Origin of the sequence: Mesorhizobium sp. M1182 (assembly GCF_040318335.1) — a bacterium.
Taxonomy (GTDB): Bacteria; Pseudomonadota; Alphaproteobacteria; order Rhizobiales; family Rhizobiaceae; genus Mesorhizobium.
This window is the reverse complement of record NZ_JAMYMD010000012.1, coordinates 100,392-118,075: the sequence shown is the minus strand read 5'-3', so window position 1 is coordinate 118,075 and position 17,684 is coordinate 100,392. Positions and strand designations below refer to the sequence as shown.

Annotated in this window: 14 protein-coding genes; 9 read left to right on the top strand and 5 right to left on the bottom strand. The window is 63.1% G+C overall.

The window, feature by feature from the left end:
* Positions 1 to 19 precede the first annotated feature (19 nt).
* The 3 genes from NKH33_RS16860 to NKH33_RS16850 are packed head-to-tail and all read left to right on the top strand — an operon-like array spanning position 20 to position 3,596.
* Positions 20 to 1,528, top strand: a complete 1,509-nt coding sequence (locus NKH33_RS16860; RefSeq protein ID WP_352448622.1) for a TadA family conjugal transfer-associated ATPase — start codon at positions 20 to 22, stop codon at positions 1,526 to 1,528.
* A gap of 29 nt (positions 1,529 to 1,557) precedes the next feature.
* A complete protein-coding gene (locus NKH33_RS16855; protein ID WP_352685699.1) occupies positions 1,558 to 2,571 on the top strand; it encodes a type II secretion system F family protein in 1,014 nt (337 codons plus the stop codon).
* 8 nt (positions 2,572 to 2,579) lie between these two features.
* Positions 2,580 to 3,596: a type II secretion system F family protein gene (locus NKH33_RS16850; RefSeq protein ID WP_023676936.1), complete on the top strand. Its 1,017-nt coding sequence runs from the start codon at positions 2,580 to 2,582 to the stop codon at positions 3,594 to 3,596.
* A gap of 112 nt (positions 3,597 to 3,708) precedes the next feature.
* On the opposite strand, the gene NKH33_RS16845 is transcribed toward NKH33_RS16850, so the two are convergent.
* Positions 3,709 to 4,530, bottom strand: coding sequence for a tetratricopeptide repeat protein (locus NKH33_RS16845; protein WP_352448681.1), 822 nt, complete (start codon positions 4,528 to 4,530; stop codon positions 3,709 to 3,711).
* 122 nt (positions 4,531 to 4,652) lie between these two features.
* Between NKH33_RS16845 and NKH33_RS16840 the strand changes: the two genes are divergently transcribed.
* From NKH33_RS16840 to pdeM, 5 genes are all read left to right on the top strand, one after another.
* The gene (locus tag NKH33_RS16840; protein WP_352920664.1) at positions 4,653 to 6,017 is read left to right on the top strand and encodes a leucyl aminopeptidase family protein; all 1,365 of its coding nucleotides are present in this window, start codon (positions 4,653 to 4,655) and stop codon (positions 6,015 to 6,017) included.
* A 69-nt stretch (positions 6,018 to 6,086) separates the two neighbouring features.
* Positions 6,087 to 6,437, top strand: coding sequence for a MarR family winged helix-turn-helix transcriptional regulator (locus tag NKH33_RS16835; RefSeq protein WP_023676939.1), 351 nt, complete (start codon positions 6,087 to 6,089; stop codon positions 6,435 to 6,437).
* Positions 6,400 to 7,311, top strand: a complete 912-nt coding sequence (locus tag NKH33_RS16830; RefSeq protein WP_502901244.1) for a C40 family peptidase — start codon at positions 6,400 to 6,402, stop codon at positions 7,309 to 7,311. Before NKH33_RS16835 ends, NKH33_RS16830 begins: the two co-directional genes overlap by 38 nt.
* Before the next feature lie 67 nt (positions 7,312 to 7,378).
* On the top strand, positions 7,379 to 9,901 hold the full coding sequence (locus NKH33_RS16825) for a ligase-associated DNA damage response DEXH box helicase (RefSeq protein WP_352920662.1): 2,523 nt from the start codon (positions 7,379 to 7,381) through the stop codon (positions 9,899 to 9,901).
* Entirely contained in the window at positions 9,898 to 10,614 is a 717-nt protein-coding gene (gene pdeM, locus NKH33_RS16820) for a ligase-associated DNA damage response endonuclease PdeM (RefSeq protein WP_352770805.1), read from the top strand. Before NKH33_RS16825 ends, pdeM begins: the two co-directional genes overlap by 4 nt.
* Positions 10,615 to 10,616: 2 nt before the next feature.
* Here the strand turns inward: pdeM and NKH33_RS16815 are convergent, their stop codons facing one another.
* The 3 genes from NKH33_RS16815 to NKH33_RS16805 are packed head-to-tail and all read right to left on the bottom strand — an operon-like array spanning position 10,617 to position 15,225.
* Complete coding sequence (locus NKH33_RS16815; RefSeq protein WP_352920660.1) at positions 10,617 to 11,552, bottom strand: dimethyl sulfoxide reductase anchor subunit family protein; 936 nt, start codon at positions 11,550 to 11,552, stop codon at positions 10,617 to 10,619.
* Between the two features lie 11 nt (positions 11,553 to 11,563).
* Positions 11,564 to 12,298 carry a 4Fe-4S dicluster domain-containing protein gene (locus NKH33_RS16810; RefSeq protein ID WP_352470094.1) on the bottom strand — a complete coding sequence of 245 codons (735 nt, stop codon included), beginning with the start codon at positions 12,296 to 12,298 and terminating at the stop codon, positions 11,564 to 11,566.
* Entirely contained in the window at positions 12,295 to 15,225 is a 2,931-nt protein-coding gene (locus tag NKH33_RS16805) for a molybdopterin oxidoreductase family protein (protein ID WP_352819261.1), read from the bottom strand. Before NKH33_RS16805 ends, NKH33_RS16810 begins: the two co-directional genes overlap by 4 nt.
* Before the next feature lie 279 nt (positions 15,226 to 15,504).
* On the opposite strand from NKH33_RS16805, the gene NKH33_RS16800 reads away from it, so the two are divergent.
* On the top strand, positions 15,505 to 16,407 hold the full coding sequence (locus NKH33_RS16800; RefSeq protein WP_352770812.1) for a LysR substrate-binding domain-containing protein: 903 nt from the start codon (positions 15,505 to 15,507) through the stop codon (positions 16,405 to 16,407).
* Positions 16,408 to 16,412: 5 nt separating this feature from the next.
* On the opposite strand, the gene NKH33_RS16795 is transcribed toward NKH33_RS16800, so the two are convergent.
* Positions 16,413 to 17,669 (bottom strand): Hsp70 family protein, encoded by a 1,257-nt coding sequence (locus tag NKH33_RS16795; protein WP_352613908.1) that lies wholly within the window; start codon positions 17,667 to 17,669, stop codon positions 16,413 to 16,415.
* Positions 17,670 to 17,684 lie beyond the last annotated feature (15 nt).

Here is a 17,684-nt window from a genome sequence, read left to right as displayed (position 1 = left end):
GTGGAATTGGTAAGCGATCATGTTTGGTAAAAGAGGCAGCGACGACGGCAACCGGACCATTCCGGAATTCCGTCAGCCAGCACCCGCGCCTGCTGCGCCGGCGGCCGCAAACCCTGTGGAAGCGGCTGTAACTGCCAGGCCGGCGGCGCTGCCGCCATCCGGCGCGCCTGCCGCGCCGGCGGTTCGCCGTGCGGTCGAGCCGCCGCCATTGGCGCCGGAGCCGAAAAGTATCCAGCGCCAAAAGAGCGAAACCTACTACGACACCAAAAGCCAGGTCTTCGCCGCACTCATCGATACGATAGATCTGTCGCAGCTCGCCAAACTCGATCCCGAAAGCGCGCGCGAGGAAATCCGCGATATTGTCAACGACATCATCGCGATCAAGAATTTCGCGATGTCCATCGCCGAGCAGGAAGAGCTTCTCGAGGATATCTGCAACGACGTTTTGGGCTACGGGCCGCTGGAGCCACTGCTTGCCCGCGACGATATTGCCGACATCATGGTCAATGGCTCCAAGAACGTCTACATCGAAGTCAACGGCAAGGTCGAGCAGACCGGCATCCGTTTCCGCGACAACCAGCAGCTCCTCAACATCTGCCAGCGTATCGTCAGCCAGGTTGGCCGCCGCGTCGATGAATCAAGCCCGATCTGCGATGCGCGTCTTCCTGATGGCTCCCGTGTCAACGTCATCGCACCGCCCCTGGCTATCGACGGCACCGCACTTACCATCCGCAAGTTCAAGAAGGACAAGCTGACGCTCGACCAGCTGGTCAAGTTCGGTTCGATTTCTCCGCAAGGGGCCGAGATTCTCAAGATCATCGGGCGTGTCCGCTGCAACATTGTCATCTCGGGCGGTACCGGCTCAGGCAAGACGACGCTGCTCAATTGCCTGACCAACTATATCGACCGCGAAGAACGCGTCATCACCTGCGAGGACTCAGCTGAGCTGCAATTGCAGCAGCCGCATGTGGTGCGTCTCGAAACCCGTCCGCCCAACCTCGAAGGCGAGGGCGAAGTGACCATGCGCGACCTGGTCAAGAACTGTCTGCGCATGCGCCCCGAACGTATTATCGTCGGCGAAGTGCGCGGACCCGAAGTGTTCGACCTGCTGCAGGCGATGAACACCGGCCATGACGGCTCGATGGGAACGATCCACTCGAACAGCCCGCGCGAATGCCTCAACCGCATAGAGTCGATGATCGCCATGGGCGGCTACACGCTGCCGCAAAAAACCGTGCGCGAAATCGTCGTCGGCTCCGTCGACGTGATCATACAGGCTGCACGCCTGCGCGACGGATCGCGGCGTATCACCCACATCACCGAGGTGATCGGCATGGAAGGCGACGTCATCATCACCCAGGACATCGTTCTCTATAACATCAAGGGCGAGGACGCGAACGGCCGGCTGCTGGGCGAGCACGTGTCGACTGGCATCGGCCGTCCGCATTTCTGGGAGCGCGCCCGCTACTACGGTGAGGAGCAGCGCCTCGCGGTTGCGCTCGAGGCGATGGAGAAACGCGCTGATTGATCCGTCTGGAAGCGTGGGGGCCAGGGTCGATGTTCGGAATTGACGGCACCGTATTGGCATTCGTCGTGCTCGCCGGCTTCAGCGCCGGCGCGGTGGCCTATGCTTTCCTGTTCAACCGGATCAGCACCGAGAAGCAGGTCGGCAAGCGGCTTGAATCGATCAAGACCGCCGAGACGGATCGTTCCGTCGTCAAGGCGTCGCGCGATCGCGTGGCGGAAGCGGCCAAGCGTCGCAAGTCCGTCCAGGATTCGCTGAAGGATCTCGATCAAAAGCAAAAGTCCAATCAGAGCCTGGTCAAGAAGCCACCGCTGAAGATCCAAATCCGCCAGGCCGGCATGAAGATCTCGCTTGAGCGCTTCTATGTCTACTCGGCGGTCTGCGGCGTCGTATTGACGGCTCTTGTATATTTCATCGGCGCACCGTTGCTGATCTTGCCGGCTGCGCTGCTGGTCGGCGTCTTGGGTCTGCCCCGCTGGTTCGTCTCGTTTCGCCGCGCGCACCGCGTCAAGGCGTTCCTCAACGAATTTCCGAACGCGCTCGACATCATCGTGCGTGCGGTAAAATCCGGCCTGCCGCTGAACGACGCCGTGCGTCTGATCGCCAACGAATCCCCCGAGCCGGTCAAGACCGAGTTCCGCCGCATAGTCGATTCGCAGCAAATGGGTTTGTCGATCCCTGACGCGGCCATGCGCATGCCAGAAACGATGCCGTGCACCGAGGCGAGCTTCTTCGGCATCGTCATCCAGATTCAGTCTCAGGCCGGCGGCAATCTTTCCGAAGCGCTGGGCAATCTTTCGCGCGTGCTTCGCGACCGCAAGAAAATGAAAGCCAAGGTCCAGGCATTGTCCATGGAAGCCAAGGCATCCGCCGTGATCATCGGCGCGTTGCCTTTCGTCGTCGCCTTTCTCGTCTATTTGACGAGCCCGAACTACATCATGCCCCTCTTCATCACCAGCACCGGCCATCTGATCCTCGGTTGTTCCGGCATCTGGATGTCGATGGGCGTCCTGGTAATGCGCAAGATGATGAATTTCGAAGTCTAGGACTCGCTATGACCGATCACGTCATCAGAACTCTCACCGACCCGTCCCTGCTGATCGCACTGCTGGTCGGCATCGCGGTGTTTGCGACCGTCTTCACGCTGCTGCCCGCTTTTGGCGGGAACCAGCTCAAGGCGCGCATGAAATCCGTAGCGCTGGAGCGCGATGAGCTGCGCGCCAAGCAGCGCGCGCGGCTGGCAGTCGAAGCCGACCGCCGCCGCAAGGGCCTGCGCGAAGAACAGTCGGTCGGCATGCGCAATATTGTCGATCGCCTGGATCTCAGGCGTGCGCTGGCGGATGAAGGTACCTTGCAGAAATTGAAAGTGGCGGGTTTTCGCGGGCAAAATCCGCTGACGCGCTTCCTTTTCTTCCGTCTCGTCCTGCCCTTCATCGGCTTTGCATTGGCGGCGATGTATCTGTTCGTGCTCGGCGGATTGCCCGAGCAGCCGCTTTTCGTGAAGCTGTTCGTGTGCATCGTGGTAGCCTATGCGGGATTCTACGCGCCGGTGCTCTACGTCAACAACCGCGCTACCAAGCGCAAGCAATCGATTCAGATGGCGTGGCCGGACGCGCTCGACCTGTTGCTGATATGCGTCGAGTCCGGCATGTCGGTGGAAGCGGCGCTTCGCAAGGTCGCCGATGAGATCGGCGCGCAATCGGTGGCATTGGCGGAAGAATTCATCCTGACAAACGCCGAGCTTTCCTATCTGCAGGAGCGCAAGCAGGCCTACGAGAACCTTGCAAGCCGAACTGGCCTGGAATCCGTCAGGTCGGTGTCTCAGGCGTTGGTTCAGGCCGAGCGCTACGGCACGCCCGTGGCGCATGCGTTGCGGGTGCTTGCCAGTGAGAGCCGCGACATGCGCATGAATGCCGCCGAGAAGAAAGCGGCCGCGCTGCCGCCGAAGCTCACCGTGCCGATGATCCTGTTCTTCCTGCCGGTGCTGTTCGCCATCATTCTGGGTCCCGCCGGCATCCAGGTGAGCCAGCGCGGCATCTTTGGCGACCAGCCGAAATCCAGCAGCGAGTAGCGCCAGCGGCGTTGCCAGAAACGCTGATACGATTCAGGGCCACGCTGCCGGTGCAGCGCGGCTTTGCTAGACATGTTGCGGAATTCGCGCGCCGGTTCGGCGCTCGAAGCGGTCAGTTGGTGGCGGGCTTTGCCTTGTCCTGGTCCTTGAGCTGGCTCCAGGCATTCTGCTGCGCCAGCATCTGGCGAAGGTAAGCGACGTTAGCCTGCGCCTGATCCGGCGACAGCTCTTGCGAGGCGATCTTCTCGGCCTCGTCGAAACGGCCTTGCAGACCGACGACCAGCGCAAGGTTCTGGCGGACGCGGCTGTCTGCATTCGGCTGCTGGGCGGCTGAGCGCATATAGGTTTCGGCCGTGCGCAAATCACCTTCCAGCACGTACGACATGCCGAGATTGGAAAGGATCGACGGTTCGTTCGGCCTGAGATCCAACGCCTTGCGATAGCCTTGGCGCGCCTCGTCCTTTTGGCCGAGCTGGTCGAGAATGGCAGCTTCCGCCGACACCAGTTTCCAATCAGGATATTCAGGGGTCTGCGCGCGGCGCACGGCATCGAGAGCCGGTTCGAACTGTCCGTTGGCGGCAAGCGCCTTGCCATAGGCGGCGAGCACGTCGCGGTCCTTCGGCAGGGCGATCGCCAGCTTGCGCATCACCGCAAGCGATTGGTCTGCGTCGCCGTCCATCTGCAGCGCCGCGGCATAATTTGTCGCGATCCGCTTGTCGCTGGGGTTTTTCGAATAGGACTGGCCGAGCGCCATCGTAGCGTTGTGCAGTTCGCCCGCCGACATTGTTTCCAGCGGCTTGCCGCTTGGACGAGAAATCGAGCCAGTCGTCAATTTGCTGGTTCCGCAGCCGGCGACGCCTGCGGCAAGCGCCATCATCAACGCCGTGCTGATCAGCCTGTTTGCGCTGGCGTTCATCCTGCGGTTGGTCGGCATCGGCACCAGGGCTCCGTTCATGCGCGTGACCATTTGCGAGGTCATCTTTCCTCCCGCAGAAATATTCTGTTAACCCTAACGGAGAGTTAAGAAACGCCGACTCGGAAGCCGGAGGCCAGCGAATGCCTGTCGAACTCGTCGAGAAAGAATTGAGCAATGCGCTGCCGGTCCATCTGGTGGCGAAGGATGCTCTGGCGGCGGCGGGCCTTGCGCCATCGTCGGTCGCCTGGGCCAAGGCCAACGGCTTTTCCGGCGAGGCCGGCAGGACGCTGATCGTGCCTGGCGACAACGGCGCGATTGCCGGAGCCCTGTTCGGCACCGGTGATGGCGAGGGCGCACTGGCCATCGGCGCACTAGCGAGAGCCTTGCCCGCAGGCGAGTGGCATTTTGCGTCCGCACCGGCCAAGCCGGAGCTTACGGCACTCGCCGTGGCGCTCGGCGGCTATGTCTTCACCCGCTACGGCAAGAAGCCAGGCAAGACGCTTCGCCTCGCGCTGCCGGCAGGCACCGACATTGCCCGCATCCGCCGCATCGCCAATGGCATTTTCCTGGCGCGCGATCTGGTTAACACGCCGACCAGCGATATGGGCCCCGGGCAGTTGGAGAAGGCCGCCCGGACCTTGGCCGCGACGCACAAGGCCGAAATATCGGTGACCAAAGGCGACGATCTTCTTACCGCCAACTTTCCGATGATCCACGCCGTCGGTCGGGCTTCTGCCGACGCGCCACGCCTGATCGACATGATTTGGGGGCCGAGCAATGCCCCCAAGATAACGCTGGTCGGCAAGGGCGTCTGCTTCGATACAGGCGGTCTCGACATCAAGCCGTCCTCGGGCATGCTTTTGATGAAGAAGGACATGGGTGGCGCTGCCAACGTGCTGGGTCTCGCTTCCATGATCATGGCCACCGGGTTGAAGGTTCGGCTGCGCGTGCTCATCCCGGCTGTCGAGAATTCGATAGCCGGCAACGCCTTCCGGCCAGGCGACGTGCTGGTGAGCCGCAAGGGCATTACCGTCGAAATCGGCAACACCGACGCCGAAGGACGGCTGGTGCTCGCCGATGCCCTGGCCTTGGCCGATGACGAAGAGCCGCAGATGCTGGTCGATATGGCAACGCTGACAGGCGCTGCCCGTGTTGCGCTCGGTCCCGACTTGCCGCCGTTCTATACCGGTGACGAGACGCTTGCATCCGAGCTGGCGGACGCCTCCGTTGCGGTCGAGGATCCGCTATGGCGGATGCCGTTGTGGAAGCCCTATGACGCCAAGCTGGCGTCGAAGGTGGCCGACGTCAACAACGTCACGCCGGACGGTTTCGCCGGCTCGATCACGGCGGCGCTTTTCCTGAAGCGCTTCGTGGAAAAGACCGCCGGCTGGGCGCATGTCGACATCTTCGCCTGGAACCCGTTCGACCGCCCGCACGGCCTTGCCGGTGGCGAAGCGCAAGGCATCCGGGCGCTGGAGCAGGTCATTTCGAACCGCTACGGCTGATTCTAGGACATAGCCGACGAAGGTATTGACTGAAACGGAACCGAAACAATTTTCCGACATGCTGGACGGATGTCGATTATCATGCGTCCAAGCCAAGCGTTGCGACTATGGCAACAGGTGGTGCTGTCGGAGGTGCGCGACGACGCGCCCGATCTCACCATGCGCCAGACGGCGATCCTGTTCACCATCTATCTCGATCCGCCGCCGCACACGGTGCGGGGGTTAGCCGCCCGCCTAAACGTCACCAAGCCGGTGATCACCCGTGCGCTCGACACGATGGGGGCGCTGAAACTGGTGTCGCGCCACCGCGACGAGCTCGACAAGCGCAACGTGCTGGTCAGGCGCACAGTCGAAGGCGCGCTCTTTGTCGAGCGCTTTGGCGATGTTATCATTGCCAGAGCCCAAGAGTTGCCCATTTGAACGAGTTGCCGATTTGACCGCCAGGGATGCCCGCCTCCATGCCTTCCGCTCCGATCTCGCCGACGCCAGGCTGCGAGGCGAGGTCGCCGCCGACCGTTTCGTCGCCGGCCGGCCGGCTCGCATATCAGCCTCCGTCGCCGACATCCGCAAGGCGCCGCGGCGGGACGCCGGCGTCGATACCCAGCTTCTGTTCGGCGAAGACGTCCTCGTCTTCGAGGACGTTGAGGGCTGGGCCTGGATACAGGCCGAGCGCGACGGCTATGTCGGCTATGTCGCCGACACCGTGCTGGGCGGTCGGGAGCATGCGCCCACCCATGTTGTCTCGGTGCCGCGCACTTTCCTCTATCCGGGACCGGATTTGCGGTTCCCGGTGAGCGGGGAGCTCTCGATGGGGTCATTGGTGGCGGTGACGGGCTCAGCGGAAACGCGCGGCACGCATTATGCTCTGCTGCCGTCCGGCCAGGCGGTCATCTCGGGTCATCTCAGGCCGGTCGCCGAGGTTCATCCCGACTACGTCGCGGTCGCCGAGGCGTTTCTCGGCACGCCCTATCTGTGGGGCGGCGTCTCCGGCTTCGGCATCGATTGTTCCGGTCTCGTGCAACTTGCAATGCACATGGCTGGCAGGCAAGTGCTGCGCGACACCGACATGCAGGCGGCGACCGTCGGCGAGCCGCTCGAACCCGGGCCGGATTTTGCCGGGTTGCGGCGCGGCGACCTAGTCTTCTGGAAAGGCCACGTCGCGATCATGACAGATCCGGAGACCATGATCCACGCCAACGGCCACACCATGCTGGTGTCGCGTGAAGGACTGAGGGAGGCGGTCGCCCGTATCGGCTATCTCTATGGCGGACCGACCGGGTTTCGCCGGCCGTAGCGCGAATCGATCACCTTTTGTTCTGATTCTGCTTGGCGATTGCGCGCCGCCGCGCTACGTCTGGCGCGTGACAGAGCAGCCGCGCCTTGCCGAACAGAATGCCGCCGTCGTCCTGCCCGAGCCATTTGTCAAATGGTTTGCGGAAAAGGGCTGGTCGCCGCGCGCCCACCAGATCGATTTGCTGGCCAAAGCCCAGGGCGGCCGGTCGGTATTGCTAATCGCCCCGACCGGCGCCGGCAAGACGCTGGCCGGGTTCTTGCCATCGCTGACCGAACTGGCCGGCCGGCCGAGGAGAAGGCCGGGGCAGGCGCATCGAGGCATCCACACACTCTACATCTCGCCGCTGAAGGCGCTGGCCGTCGACATCGAGCGCAATCTCGGCAAACCCGTCGAAGAAATCGGGCTGCCGGTCACCGTCGAGACGCGCACCGGCGACACGCCCGCACACAAGCGCCAGCGGCAGAAGCTGGCGCCGCCCGACATTCTCCTGACCACGCCCGAGCAATTGGCGCTGCTGATTGCCGCGCCCGATGCCAGGCGCTTCTTCGAGGACCTGCGCTATGTCGTGCTCGACGAATTGCATTCGCTGGTGACCTCGAAGCGCGGGCATCTCCTGTCGCTCGGGCTGGCCCGGCTGCGCTCGTTTGTGCCCGCCCTGCAGACGATAGGCCTGTCGGCGACGGTCGCCGAGCCTGATGAATTGCGGCGCTGGCTGGTCAGCCAGAATCCACCGGGGCCGATGGCCGAACTAATCGTCGTCACTGGCGGCGCCAAGCCCGACATCTCCATTCTCGATTCGGAGGAGCGCGTGCCGTGGGCGGGACATTCGGCCCGCTACGCAACGCCGGAAATCTACAACGAGATCAAGCGCCACAAGACAACCCTGCTGTTCGTCAACACGCGCAGCCAGGCGGAGTTGCTGTTCCAGGAGTTGTGGCGGGTCAACGAGGAGACCTTGCCGATCGCGCTGCATCACGGCTCGCTCGACGTCGCGCAGCGCCGGCGTGTCGAAAAGGCAATGGGCGAGAACGCCCTGCGCGCCATCGTCGCCACGTCGACGCTCGACCTCGGCATCGACTGGGGCGATGTCGACCTGGTCGTCCATGTCGGCGCGCCGAAAGGTGCCAGCCGGCTGGCGCAGCGCATTGGCCGCGCCAACCACCGTATGGACGAGCCGTCCAAGGCGATCCTGATACCGGCCAACCGCTTCGAGGTGCTGGAATGCAGGGCGGCGCTCGACGCCAATTATCTCGGTGCCCAGGATACGCCGCCGCTGGTCGATGGCGGGCTCGACGTCCTGGCGCAGCACGTGCTGGGCTGTGCCTGCGGTGCGCCGTTCCATGCCGATGCGCTGTTCGAGGAGGTGCGGACGGCAGCACCCTATGCCGATCTCGATCGCCCGACATTCGATCGCGTCATCGATTTCGTCGCCACTGGCGGCTATGCGCTGAAGAACTATGAACGCTACGCCCGTATTCGTCTCAACAAGGACGGGCTGTGGCGGGTCTCAAATCCTCGCGTCGCCCAACAATACCGGCTCAATGTCGGCACCATCATCGAAGTGCCGGCGCTCAACGTCCGCTATGTCCAGGCCCGCAGCAGAGGCGCGGCTTCGCGTGGCGGCCGGGTTCTGGGCAAAATCGAGGAGGCGTTCCTCGAAACGCTGACGCATGGCGACACCTTCATGTTCGCCGGCAAGGTGCTGCGCTTCGAAGGTATCCGCGAGAATGAGTGCTTTGTCTCGAATGCACCCGGCAGCGACGCCAAGGTGCCGTATTACGGTGGTGGCAAATTCCCGCTTTCGACGTACCTGGCCGAACAGGTCCGCGCCATGCTGGACGATCCGCAGCGCTGGAAGAAGCTGCCGGAGCAGGTCGCCGACTGGTTACGCTTTCAGGCCGACAAGTCGGTGCTGCCGAAACGCGACGATCTGCTGATCGAGACCTTTCCGCGCGGCAACCGCTACTATCTGGTGGCCTATCCGTTCGAGGGCAGGCTGGCGCACCAGACGCTCGGCATGCTGCTCACCCGCCGCCTCGACAGGGCGGGAGCCAAGCCGCTCGGCTTCGTCGCCACCGACTATGCGCTTGCCATATGGTCGCTGGCCGATATGGGCCATATGTTCAGGGCGAAGAAACCGTCGCTGGCTGCGCTATTCGATCAGGACATGCTGGGCGACGACCTCGAAGCCTGGCTCGCCGGCAGTTGGTTGTTGAAGCGCACCTTTCGCAATTGCGCGCTGATCTCGGGATTGATCGAGAAACGCCACCCAGGGCAGGAGAAGAGCGGCCGCCAGGTAACCGTGTCGACGGATCTCATCTACGACGTGCTGCGCAGCCACGAGCCCGACCATATCCTTTTGCAGGCGACGCGTGCCGATGCCGCGACCGGTCTCTTGGATGTCAGCAGACTTGCCGAGATGCTCTCGCGCGTCCAAGGTCGAATCATGCATAAGAACCTCGAGCAGATATCGCCGCTCGCCGTGCCGATCATGCTCGAGATCGGCAAAATGCCGGTGCACGGCGAGGCCGATGACACGCTGCTGATGGATGCAGCCACGCTGGTCGAGGAGGCCATGGGGACGAAATGACTGTCGCGCTCGCCATGGCTGCGCCTCTGGCGGATGCGGGCGCTGTCCGTATCGCCGGCGAACGCGCGATCTGCGACCGTCGCGGCGTGCTCTATTTTCCCGAATTCCGGCTTCTGACCGTATCCGACCTGCATCTGGAAAAAGGTTCATCACTGGCCAGGCGCGGCACGCTGGTCCCACCTTACGACACCGGTGCGACGTTGCTCCGGCTGCAGGCGGTGATCGGCGATTATCAGCCTGCGATCGTTATCAGCCTGGGCGACAGTTTTCACGATGGCGGCGGCGCCGCACGTATGCACGCGAGCTTTCGCCAAAGGCTGGAGGGGCTGATGGTCGGGCGCGACTGGTTCTGGGTCGCCGGCAATCATGACCCGGAAGCACCGGCCGACCTGCCGGGCGAAACCGTGCGCGAATTGGCCATCGGTTCTCTGCTCTTCCGGCACGAGCCTTCGGCGGTGAGGGCGGAAGGCGAGATATCAGGTCACCTGCATCCTTGCGCCCGCATCGTGCAGCAAGGCCGTTCGGTGCGGCGTCGTTGCTTTGCCGGCGATGGCGGCCGCATGATCATGCCGGCTTTCGGCGCCTATACCGGCTCGCTCAACGTGCTCGATCGCGCCTATGCCGGGCTGTTCCGCCGCGAAACGCTGATGGCCTATATGCTTGGCACAGAGCGCATTTTCGCGATTTCCCACGCGATGCTCAGGCCGGGCTGAACCTACCTGCCGTAGTACAAAGTAACCGTGTGCTTGGCCTCGGCGAAGAACAGCCAGCGCTCGACCAGCATTCCGGCGAGTTGGGCGATTGGGGCGAGTATCGACAGTGCTGCCGCATAGGGCCACGGCAAGGCGAACGCCACCACCAGCAGCAACGCGGGCAAAGCAAAGGCCAGCACCTGCGTGATCTGGCGGAGTTTAGCGCTGTGCTTGCGCGCAATGCGAAAACCCATCTCCTTGAGCAGATAGTTTTCCTCGGTATGCGGCCATTCCAGCGACCGCACCGTGCCGCCGGAAAGCCCGGTTGCGGTGTTGGCGTTGGTCGGGATCTCCAGCCTGTCATTGTATCGCCAGGTCGCCAGCTTCAAACCCCAGCCGAGCGCGGTCAGCAACAGGGCAGCCGCCAGAAGCATATTCGAGCCTGCGGCAAATCCCTGCAGCAGGGCGTTGAGCAGTACGCTGCCGGTCATCGCCGAAAAGACCAGGTAGGCGGGCAGGGTGAAGCGGCTGTGCCACTGGGCAATCGGCTTCAACGACGCGTAGATCATGCCGGTGGTGCAGACGGTTGCGACCGCGCCGACGGCAGCGAGCAGCCCGGCGACAGCCGCCCAGCCGCTCGTACGGCCGAGGACCACCCAGCCAATACCGAACAGTCCCGCCGGCACGAAGGTGGCGACCGAGGCAACACCTTCGCGCGACAGCCATGAGCTACGCCATTGCGAGAAGGCACGCCAGGCGCGTTCGGGCCGGCCGAGATGGCCGGCCGACGACAGCAGGCCTGTCGAGATCAGGCCAAGCGCCAGCCCCATGCCGGTGAGGCCAAGCCAGAAATCGGGCGGGATAAAGCCCTGTCCAGCGAGCACGCCAAGCAGCGCGAGCAGGCCGTAACCGGCGCCCGTGGCCGTGGTGAAAAAGACGACGGAGAAGGCTGGATGCATGAAGGCACGGGTCAGTTCGAGAGCATGCGGTCGACCCAGCCGAGGAAGCCGCCTTCGGCCCGCACCGCTTCAAGCGCTGGCGCCGGCACCGATGCGGCGCGGGTGGTGTGGGCACGTGGCGGTAGATATTTGTTGGTCGGCTTATAGCCCATTTCCGGCATCAGATCGACACCGCCACGCTCGGCCACCAGTTGCGAGATAGCGGATGCCGGATCGCCCAGATCGCCAAAATGCCGCGCGCTGGTGGGGCAAGCAGCGACGCAGGCCGGCACGCGATCTTCTTCCGCCAGATTGTCGTTGTAGATGCGGTCGACGCACAACGTGCATTTCTTCATCACGCCGACATCGGTGTCGAACTCGCGCGCTCCGTAGGGACAGGCCCAGCTGCACAGTTTGCAGCCGATGCATTTGTCCTCGTCGACCAGCACGATGCCATCCGACGCCCGCTTGTAGGAGGCGCCGGTCGGGCAGACCGTGACGCACGCCGGCGTCTCGCAGTGCAGGCAGGAGCGTGGGAAATTGACCGTGCGCCCACCCATCTCGGTCATGTGCTCATAACTGTGCACGCGGTTGAACCAGACGCCGTCGACATTGCCGCCATAGGGGTCGATGTCGGTTAGCGGCGCCATATGGCCGCCGGTGTTCCATTCTTTGCAGGCGGTAACGCAGGCCTGGCAGCCGACGCAGGTGTCGAGATCGATGACAAGGCCGAGCTTCTTGTCGGTATGGGCGGGAAGGCAAGTCATTCCGCGGCTTCTCTTTTCATGCGGAACTCGGCGCCGAAACTGAGCTTGTCGGGCGAGAGCTCAGAGTCCGGCAGCTGGCGGAACCGCTCGAACTGCGGTTCGGTGAAGCCCGCTTCCTCGGGCGCGCATTTGACGATGCGCACGCGGAGGTCGAACCATGCGGCCTGGCCCGTTACCGGGTCGGAATTCGAATAGCGTTTGCCGTTGGCATCGGCGGAGGTCTGGTCGCCGATGATGTGGTTGAGCAGGAAGCCGCGATTGGATTCGGCCGCGTCGTCCTTGAGCCCCCAGCTGCCGCGCCGTTTGCCGATCGCGTTCCAGGTCCACACCGTATCGGCGTTGACGCCGTCGGCCAGCTTGATCTGCCCCTTGACCTTGCCGTTGATGCTCTCGATCCAAACCCAATCGTCGTCGACAAGGCTGAGGCCGGCTGCCGTCCGGTAGTGCACGAACAGTCGGTTCTGGCTGGTGATCTGCCTTAGCCAGGCATTCTGCCCGCCCCAGGAATGGTACATGTGCATCGGCCGCTGCGTCAGCGCGTGCAGCGGATAGGCTTGGCTGTCGACCGCAGCCTCTTCGAAGGGCGCATACCAGAACGGCAGCGGATCCATATAGGTCTCGATGCGGCTGCGCTCCGCCTCCGGCGGCAGCACCCCGCCATGGCCGCGCGCCGCAAGGCGAAAGCGCTGCATCGGCTCCGAATAGAGTTGGAAGACGATCGGCTCGGCCTTCGGCATGAAGCCCATGCTCTCAGCCAATTCGAGATACGAGCGGTTGGCCATCTTGTAGTAGCGCTGATCGGCGGCGAAATCCTGGTGCCAGAAGCCGCCATTATCTATGTAGCGCTGCAACTGGTCGGGATTGACCTCGCCCTTGCCAACCGAGGCCCCGTCCTTGCCGCGCCAGCCGGCGAGCGGACCGACACCTGGCGTGCGCTCGTGATTGACGATGTAGTCGGCATAGTCGCGGTATTTGGCGGAGCCGTCGTCATGAACGAAGCCGGGCAGACCGAGCCGCGCGCCGAGTTCGATCAGCACCGTCTGGAACGGCCTGACGTCGCGGTCCGGCTCGACGACCGGATGGCGGATGGCGTCGCCCGGACCGTCGGCATGGCTGATCGGCCGGTCGAGCAGACTGATACAGTCATGACGCTCGAGATAGGTGGTGTCCGGCAGCACCAGATCGGCAAAAGGCACGGTCTCGGCATAATAAGCGTCGGAATAGATGATGAACGGGATCTTGTACTCGCCCGACGCATCGATATCGGTCAGCATCGCCATCGTCTCGACCGTATTCATCGACGAGTTCCAGGCCATGTTGGACATGTACATAAACAGAGTGTCGATCTTGTAGGGATCGCCGGCCCAGGCGTTGCGGATAACCGTGTGCATGAGCCCGTGTGCGGCCAGCGGCGCATCCCAGGAGTAGGCCTTGTCGATACGAACAGGCTTGCCGCCTTCATCGATCAGCAGGTCCTCCGGTCCGCAGACGAAGCCGAGCGGCATGCCTTCGAGCGGTGTCATCGGCTTTACATTCTTGCCGGCGGGCATTGGACCCGGCGGCGCGGACCGCGGATAAGGCGGTTTGAAGCGGAAGCCGCCCGGCACGTCCACCGTGCCGAGAAGCACCTGAAGCAGATGAATGGCGCGGCAAGTGTGAAATCCGTTCGAATGGGCCGAGATGCCGCGCATCGCATGCATCGACACCGGGCGACCCTTGATGGTCTCGTGCCGGCGGCCGGCCCAGTCCGTCCAGGCCACCGGCAATTCGATTTGCTGTTCGAAGGCGACATGGGCGAGTTCTGCGGCAATGCGTCGGATGGTGTCGGCGGAGATGCCGCACCGGTCAGTGACGGCGTCAGGTGAATAGCTCTCGTCCAGATAACGGTCGACGACGAGTTGGAAGACCGGCACGCAGCGGCGGCCGTCGACGAGAACGCTGCCGGTCAATGCGGGCTTCGCGTCCGCATCGCTGGCATTGACAGGCGTCTTCGCCACCCTGTCCCAAGCCAGCGGATTGCCGTCGCCATTGCGCATGAACAGCCCGTCATCGACAGCTCCAGGCTCCTGAACGACCAGGATGTGGGCATTGGTGTAGCGCAAGAGGTACTCGAGATCGATGCGGCCAGCCTTCAGCAATTCATGGATGAGGGCGAATACGAACAGGCCGTCGGTGCCGGGCCGGATGCCGATCCAGTCGTCGGCAATTGCATTATAGCCGGTGCGGCAGGGATTGATTGAAACCACCTTGGCGCCGCGCGCCTTGAGCTTGCCGAGTCCGATCTTGATCGGATTGGAATCATGGTCTTCGGCAACCCCGAACAGCATGAAATATTTGGTGTTGTCCCAGTCGGGCTCGCCGAACTCCCAGAACGAGCCGCCAATCGTGTAGAGGCCGCCGGCTGCCATGTTCACCGAGCAGAAACCGCCATGGGCGGCGAAGTTCGGCGTGCCGAACTGGCTCGCCCACCAGCCGGTCAGCGATTGCGACTGGTCGCGCCCGGTGAAGAAGGCGAGTTTCTTCGGATCGGTCTGGCGGATGTTCGAAAGCCGTTCTGTCGCGATCGACAAAGCTTCCTCCCACTCAATCTCGCGGAACTCGCCCGAGCCGCGCAGTCCGGTGCGCAGCAATGGTTTCGTCAGCCGCGCCGGGCTGTAATGCTGCATGATGCCGGCGCTGCCTTTGCCGCACAGCACGCCGCGATTGACCGGATGATCCTTGTTGCCGTTGATATACCGAACCTTGCCGTCTTTGATATGGACGTCGATGCCGCAGCGGCAGGCGCACATATAGCAGGTGGTCTTGGCGATGCTGTCGGAGACATCAGGCGACGTATCGACGCCGTCGCGTTCAGCGGGCGCGCGCGTATCGGCAAGCGGCCGTTGTGATGGTGCCGAATTGGCTCCGCGCAGCAGGTTGTTGGTCATGATCCGGTGATGCTCTTGCGCTCCGCTAACTTGGCTCTCGTCTTCGGACCTGGGCCGCGCATGTAATGTTGTTCCGGACGATAGCGTTCACCGACGAGCCGCCACCGCAGGCTGCGGGTCCAGTGCGCAAACACGGATTTGAACCGCCCCACCAATTCTACCCTCGACTGCTCTGGCGCGACTTTTTTCCAATTTCGGGCCAAAATTTAGAACAAAGCGACCGATCCGTCTAACAAATTGCTCTTGTAATTCCAATCGGATTTGCTTCTTAGTATCGGAATGACCCTGGACCAGTTGCGGATCTTCGTCGCCGTCGCCGAACGGGCGCACATGACCAAAGCGGCCGAGTTGCTGGGCATCTCACAGTCGGCCGCATCCGCCGCGATCCGCTCGCTCGAACAGCAGCATGGCGTCCAGTTGTTCAACCGCGTCGGCCGCAACATCGAACTCGCCGAGACCGGACGCCGATTCTTGCCCGAAGCCAAGGCGGTCCTCGAGCGGACTGCGGCCGCCCACAATGTGCTGGAGCATGTCGCGCAGACGATATCAGGCAGTCTCTCGATCGCTGCCAGCCAGACCATCGCCAGTTATTGGCTGCCGCGCCGGCTCGCCTCTTTCCACGAAGCCTATCCTGCCGTCAGGCTGAGCGTGAGCATTGGCAACACCAGGCAGGTCGAGACCAATGTACTTGATGGCGCAGCCGATTTTGGCCTGGTCGAGGGGCGCACCGAATCCGACATTTTGCGCCGTGCCAAGGTCGATATCGATCGCATGATGCTGGTCGTGGCGCGCTCGCACCCTGAGATCGCAGAAGTTTCGCCTGGACATCCCGACCTTGGCGGGCTTCGCTGGATCATTCGCGAAGGCGGGTCGGGCACGCGCGAGGTGCTGGAGGACCTTGCCCGACGCGACGGGATTTCGTTCGCGGACCTGCAGATATTCCTGGTATTGCCGAGCAATGAGGCTATTCGCCAGGCAGTCGAGGCCGGCGCCGGCGCCAGCATCATTTCGGAACTCGTCGTCGCGCGCGCGGTCGCCGAAGGCAGTCTGCGTTCCGTGCCGGTCGATCTGCCGAAGCGCGAATTTGCCATGATCACGCATCGCGACCGGCAGCCAAGCCTGGCCCAGATGGCGCTCAAGGCGCATCTTGGCGGCAAAGCTGAGAGATTCGCGCCGCTTTAAGCCGATCAGCCGAACTTCCGCTGCGCGTCGAGCGCCAGCCCAAGCCCGACCGAGCCGAACACATCGCCTTCGATTACCGACGCCTGCGGCACCAGCGCCAGGATCTGCTGCCTGGCCAGCGGGATCGCGGTCGATCCGCCGGTCAAGAACACCGCGGTGATATCCGAGGCCTTCACCTGTGCGTCGCGGATGGTCTGCTCGACCGTAGCCGCAACACGCTCAATGTCCCTGGCTATGGTGGCTTCGAGACTCTTGCGCGTGATTTCTGCCGTGAACCTCACCTCCGGCAGCGCGACCTCGACATCGGCCGACGATCGGTCCGTCAGCTCAATCTTGGCCTTTTCGACCAGTGCCGCCAGCGCGTGGCCGTAACGATGCTCGACGATGTGGATGAACCGGTCGACCAGGTCTGCGCGCTCCGCCTCATAGCGGATCTGGCGCAGATGCGTCATCGCCCTTGCGGTATAGACCAGGTTGATGCGCTGCCACGTCGCCAGGTCGATGAAGTAGCTCGCCGGCAGATTACGTTTGCCATCCTTGGTCGGTGAGAGATGGCCGAGCTGCGGCATCACATGGGCGATGCTCAGCAGCCGGTCGAAGTCGGTGCCGCCGATGTGGATGCCGCGGCTGGCCAGGATGTCGTCCTTGCGGTCAAGCGAGCGGGCGCGCTCGGGCGAGACCCGCACGATTGAGAAGTCGGACGTGCCGCCGCCCATGTCGACGATCAGCGCCAGTTCCTCGCGCGTCACCTTTTGTTCGTAGTCGAGCGCCGCGGCAATCGGTTCGAACTGGAAGGCGATCTGCTTGAAGCCGTGGGCACGAGCGGCGTTTTCGAGTTCGTGCTCCGCCTTGGCATCGGCCTCGGCATCGTCGTCGACGAACTGCACGGGCCGTCCCAGCACGACGCTGTCGACCGCGTCATGGGCTTCTTCTTCCAGCTTCTTTTTCAGATGGCCGACGAACAGGCCGACAATCTCCATGAAGCCGATCGAGCGCGCCTTGATGCGCGTCTTTTCGTGGGCGAGCGAGCTGCCGAGCACACTCTTCAACGAGCGCATCAGGCGGCCTTCGATACTGTCCGTATAATTGGCAAGGGCGCGTCGCCCGAAATAGGTGTGGTTGTCCTCGAAATTGAAGAATACCGCACTGGGCAGCGTGACCTGGCCGTCTTCCAACGCCACCAGCCGCGGCTGCCCGTTCCTGACCACGCTTACGGTGGAATTCGAAGTGCCGAAGTCGATCCCGGCGAATGCTGGTCGCATCGTGCGTTCCTGTAT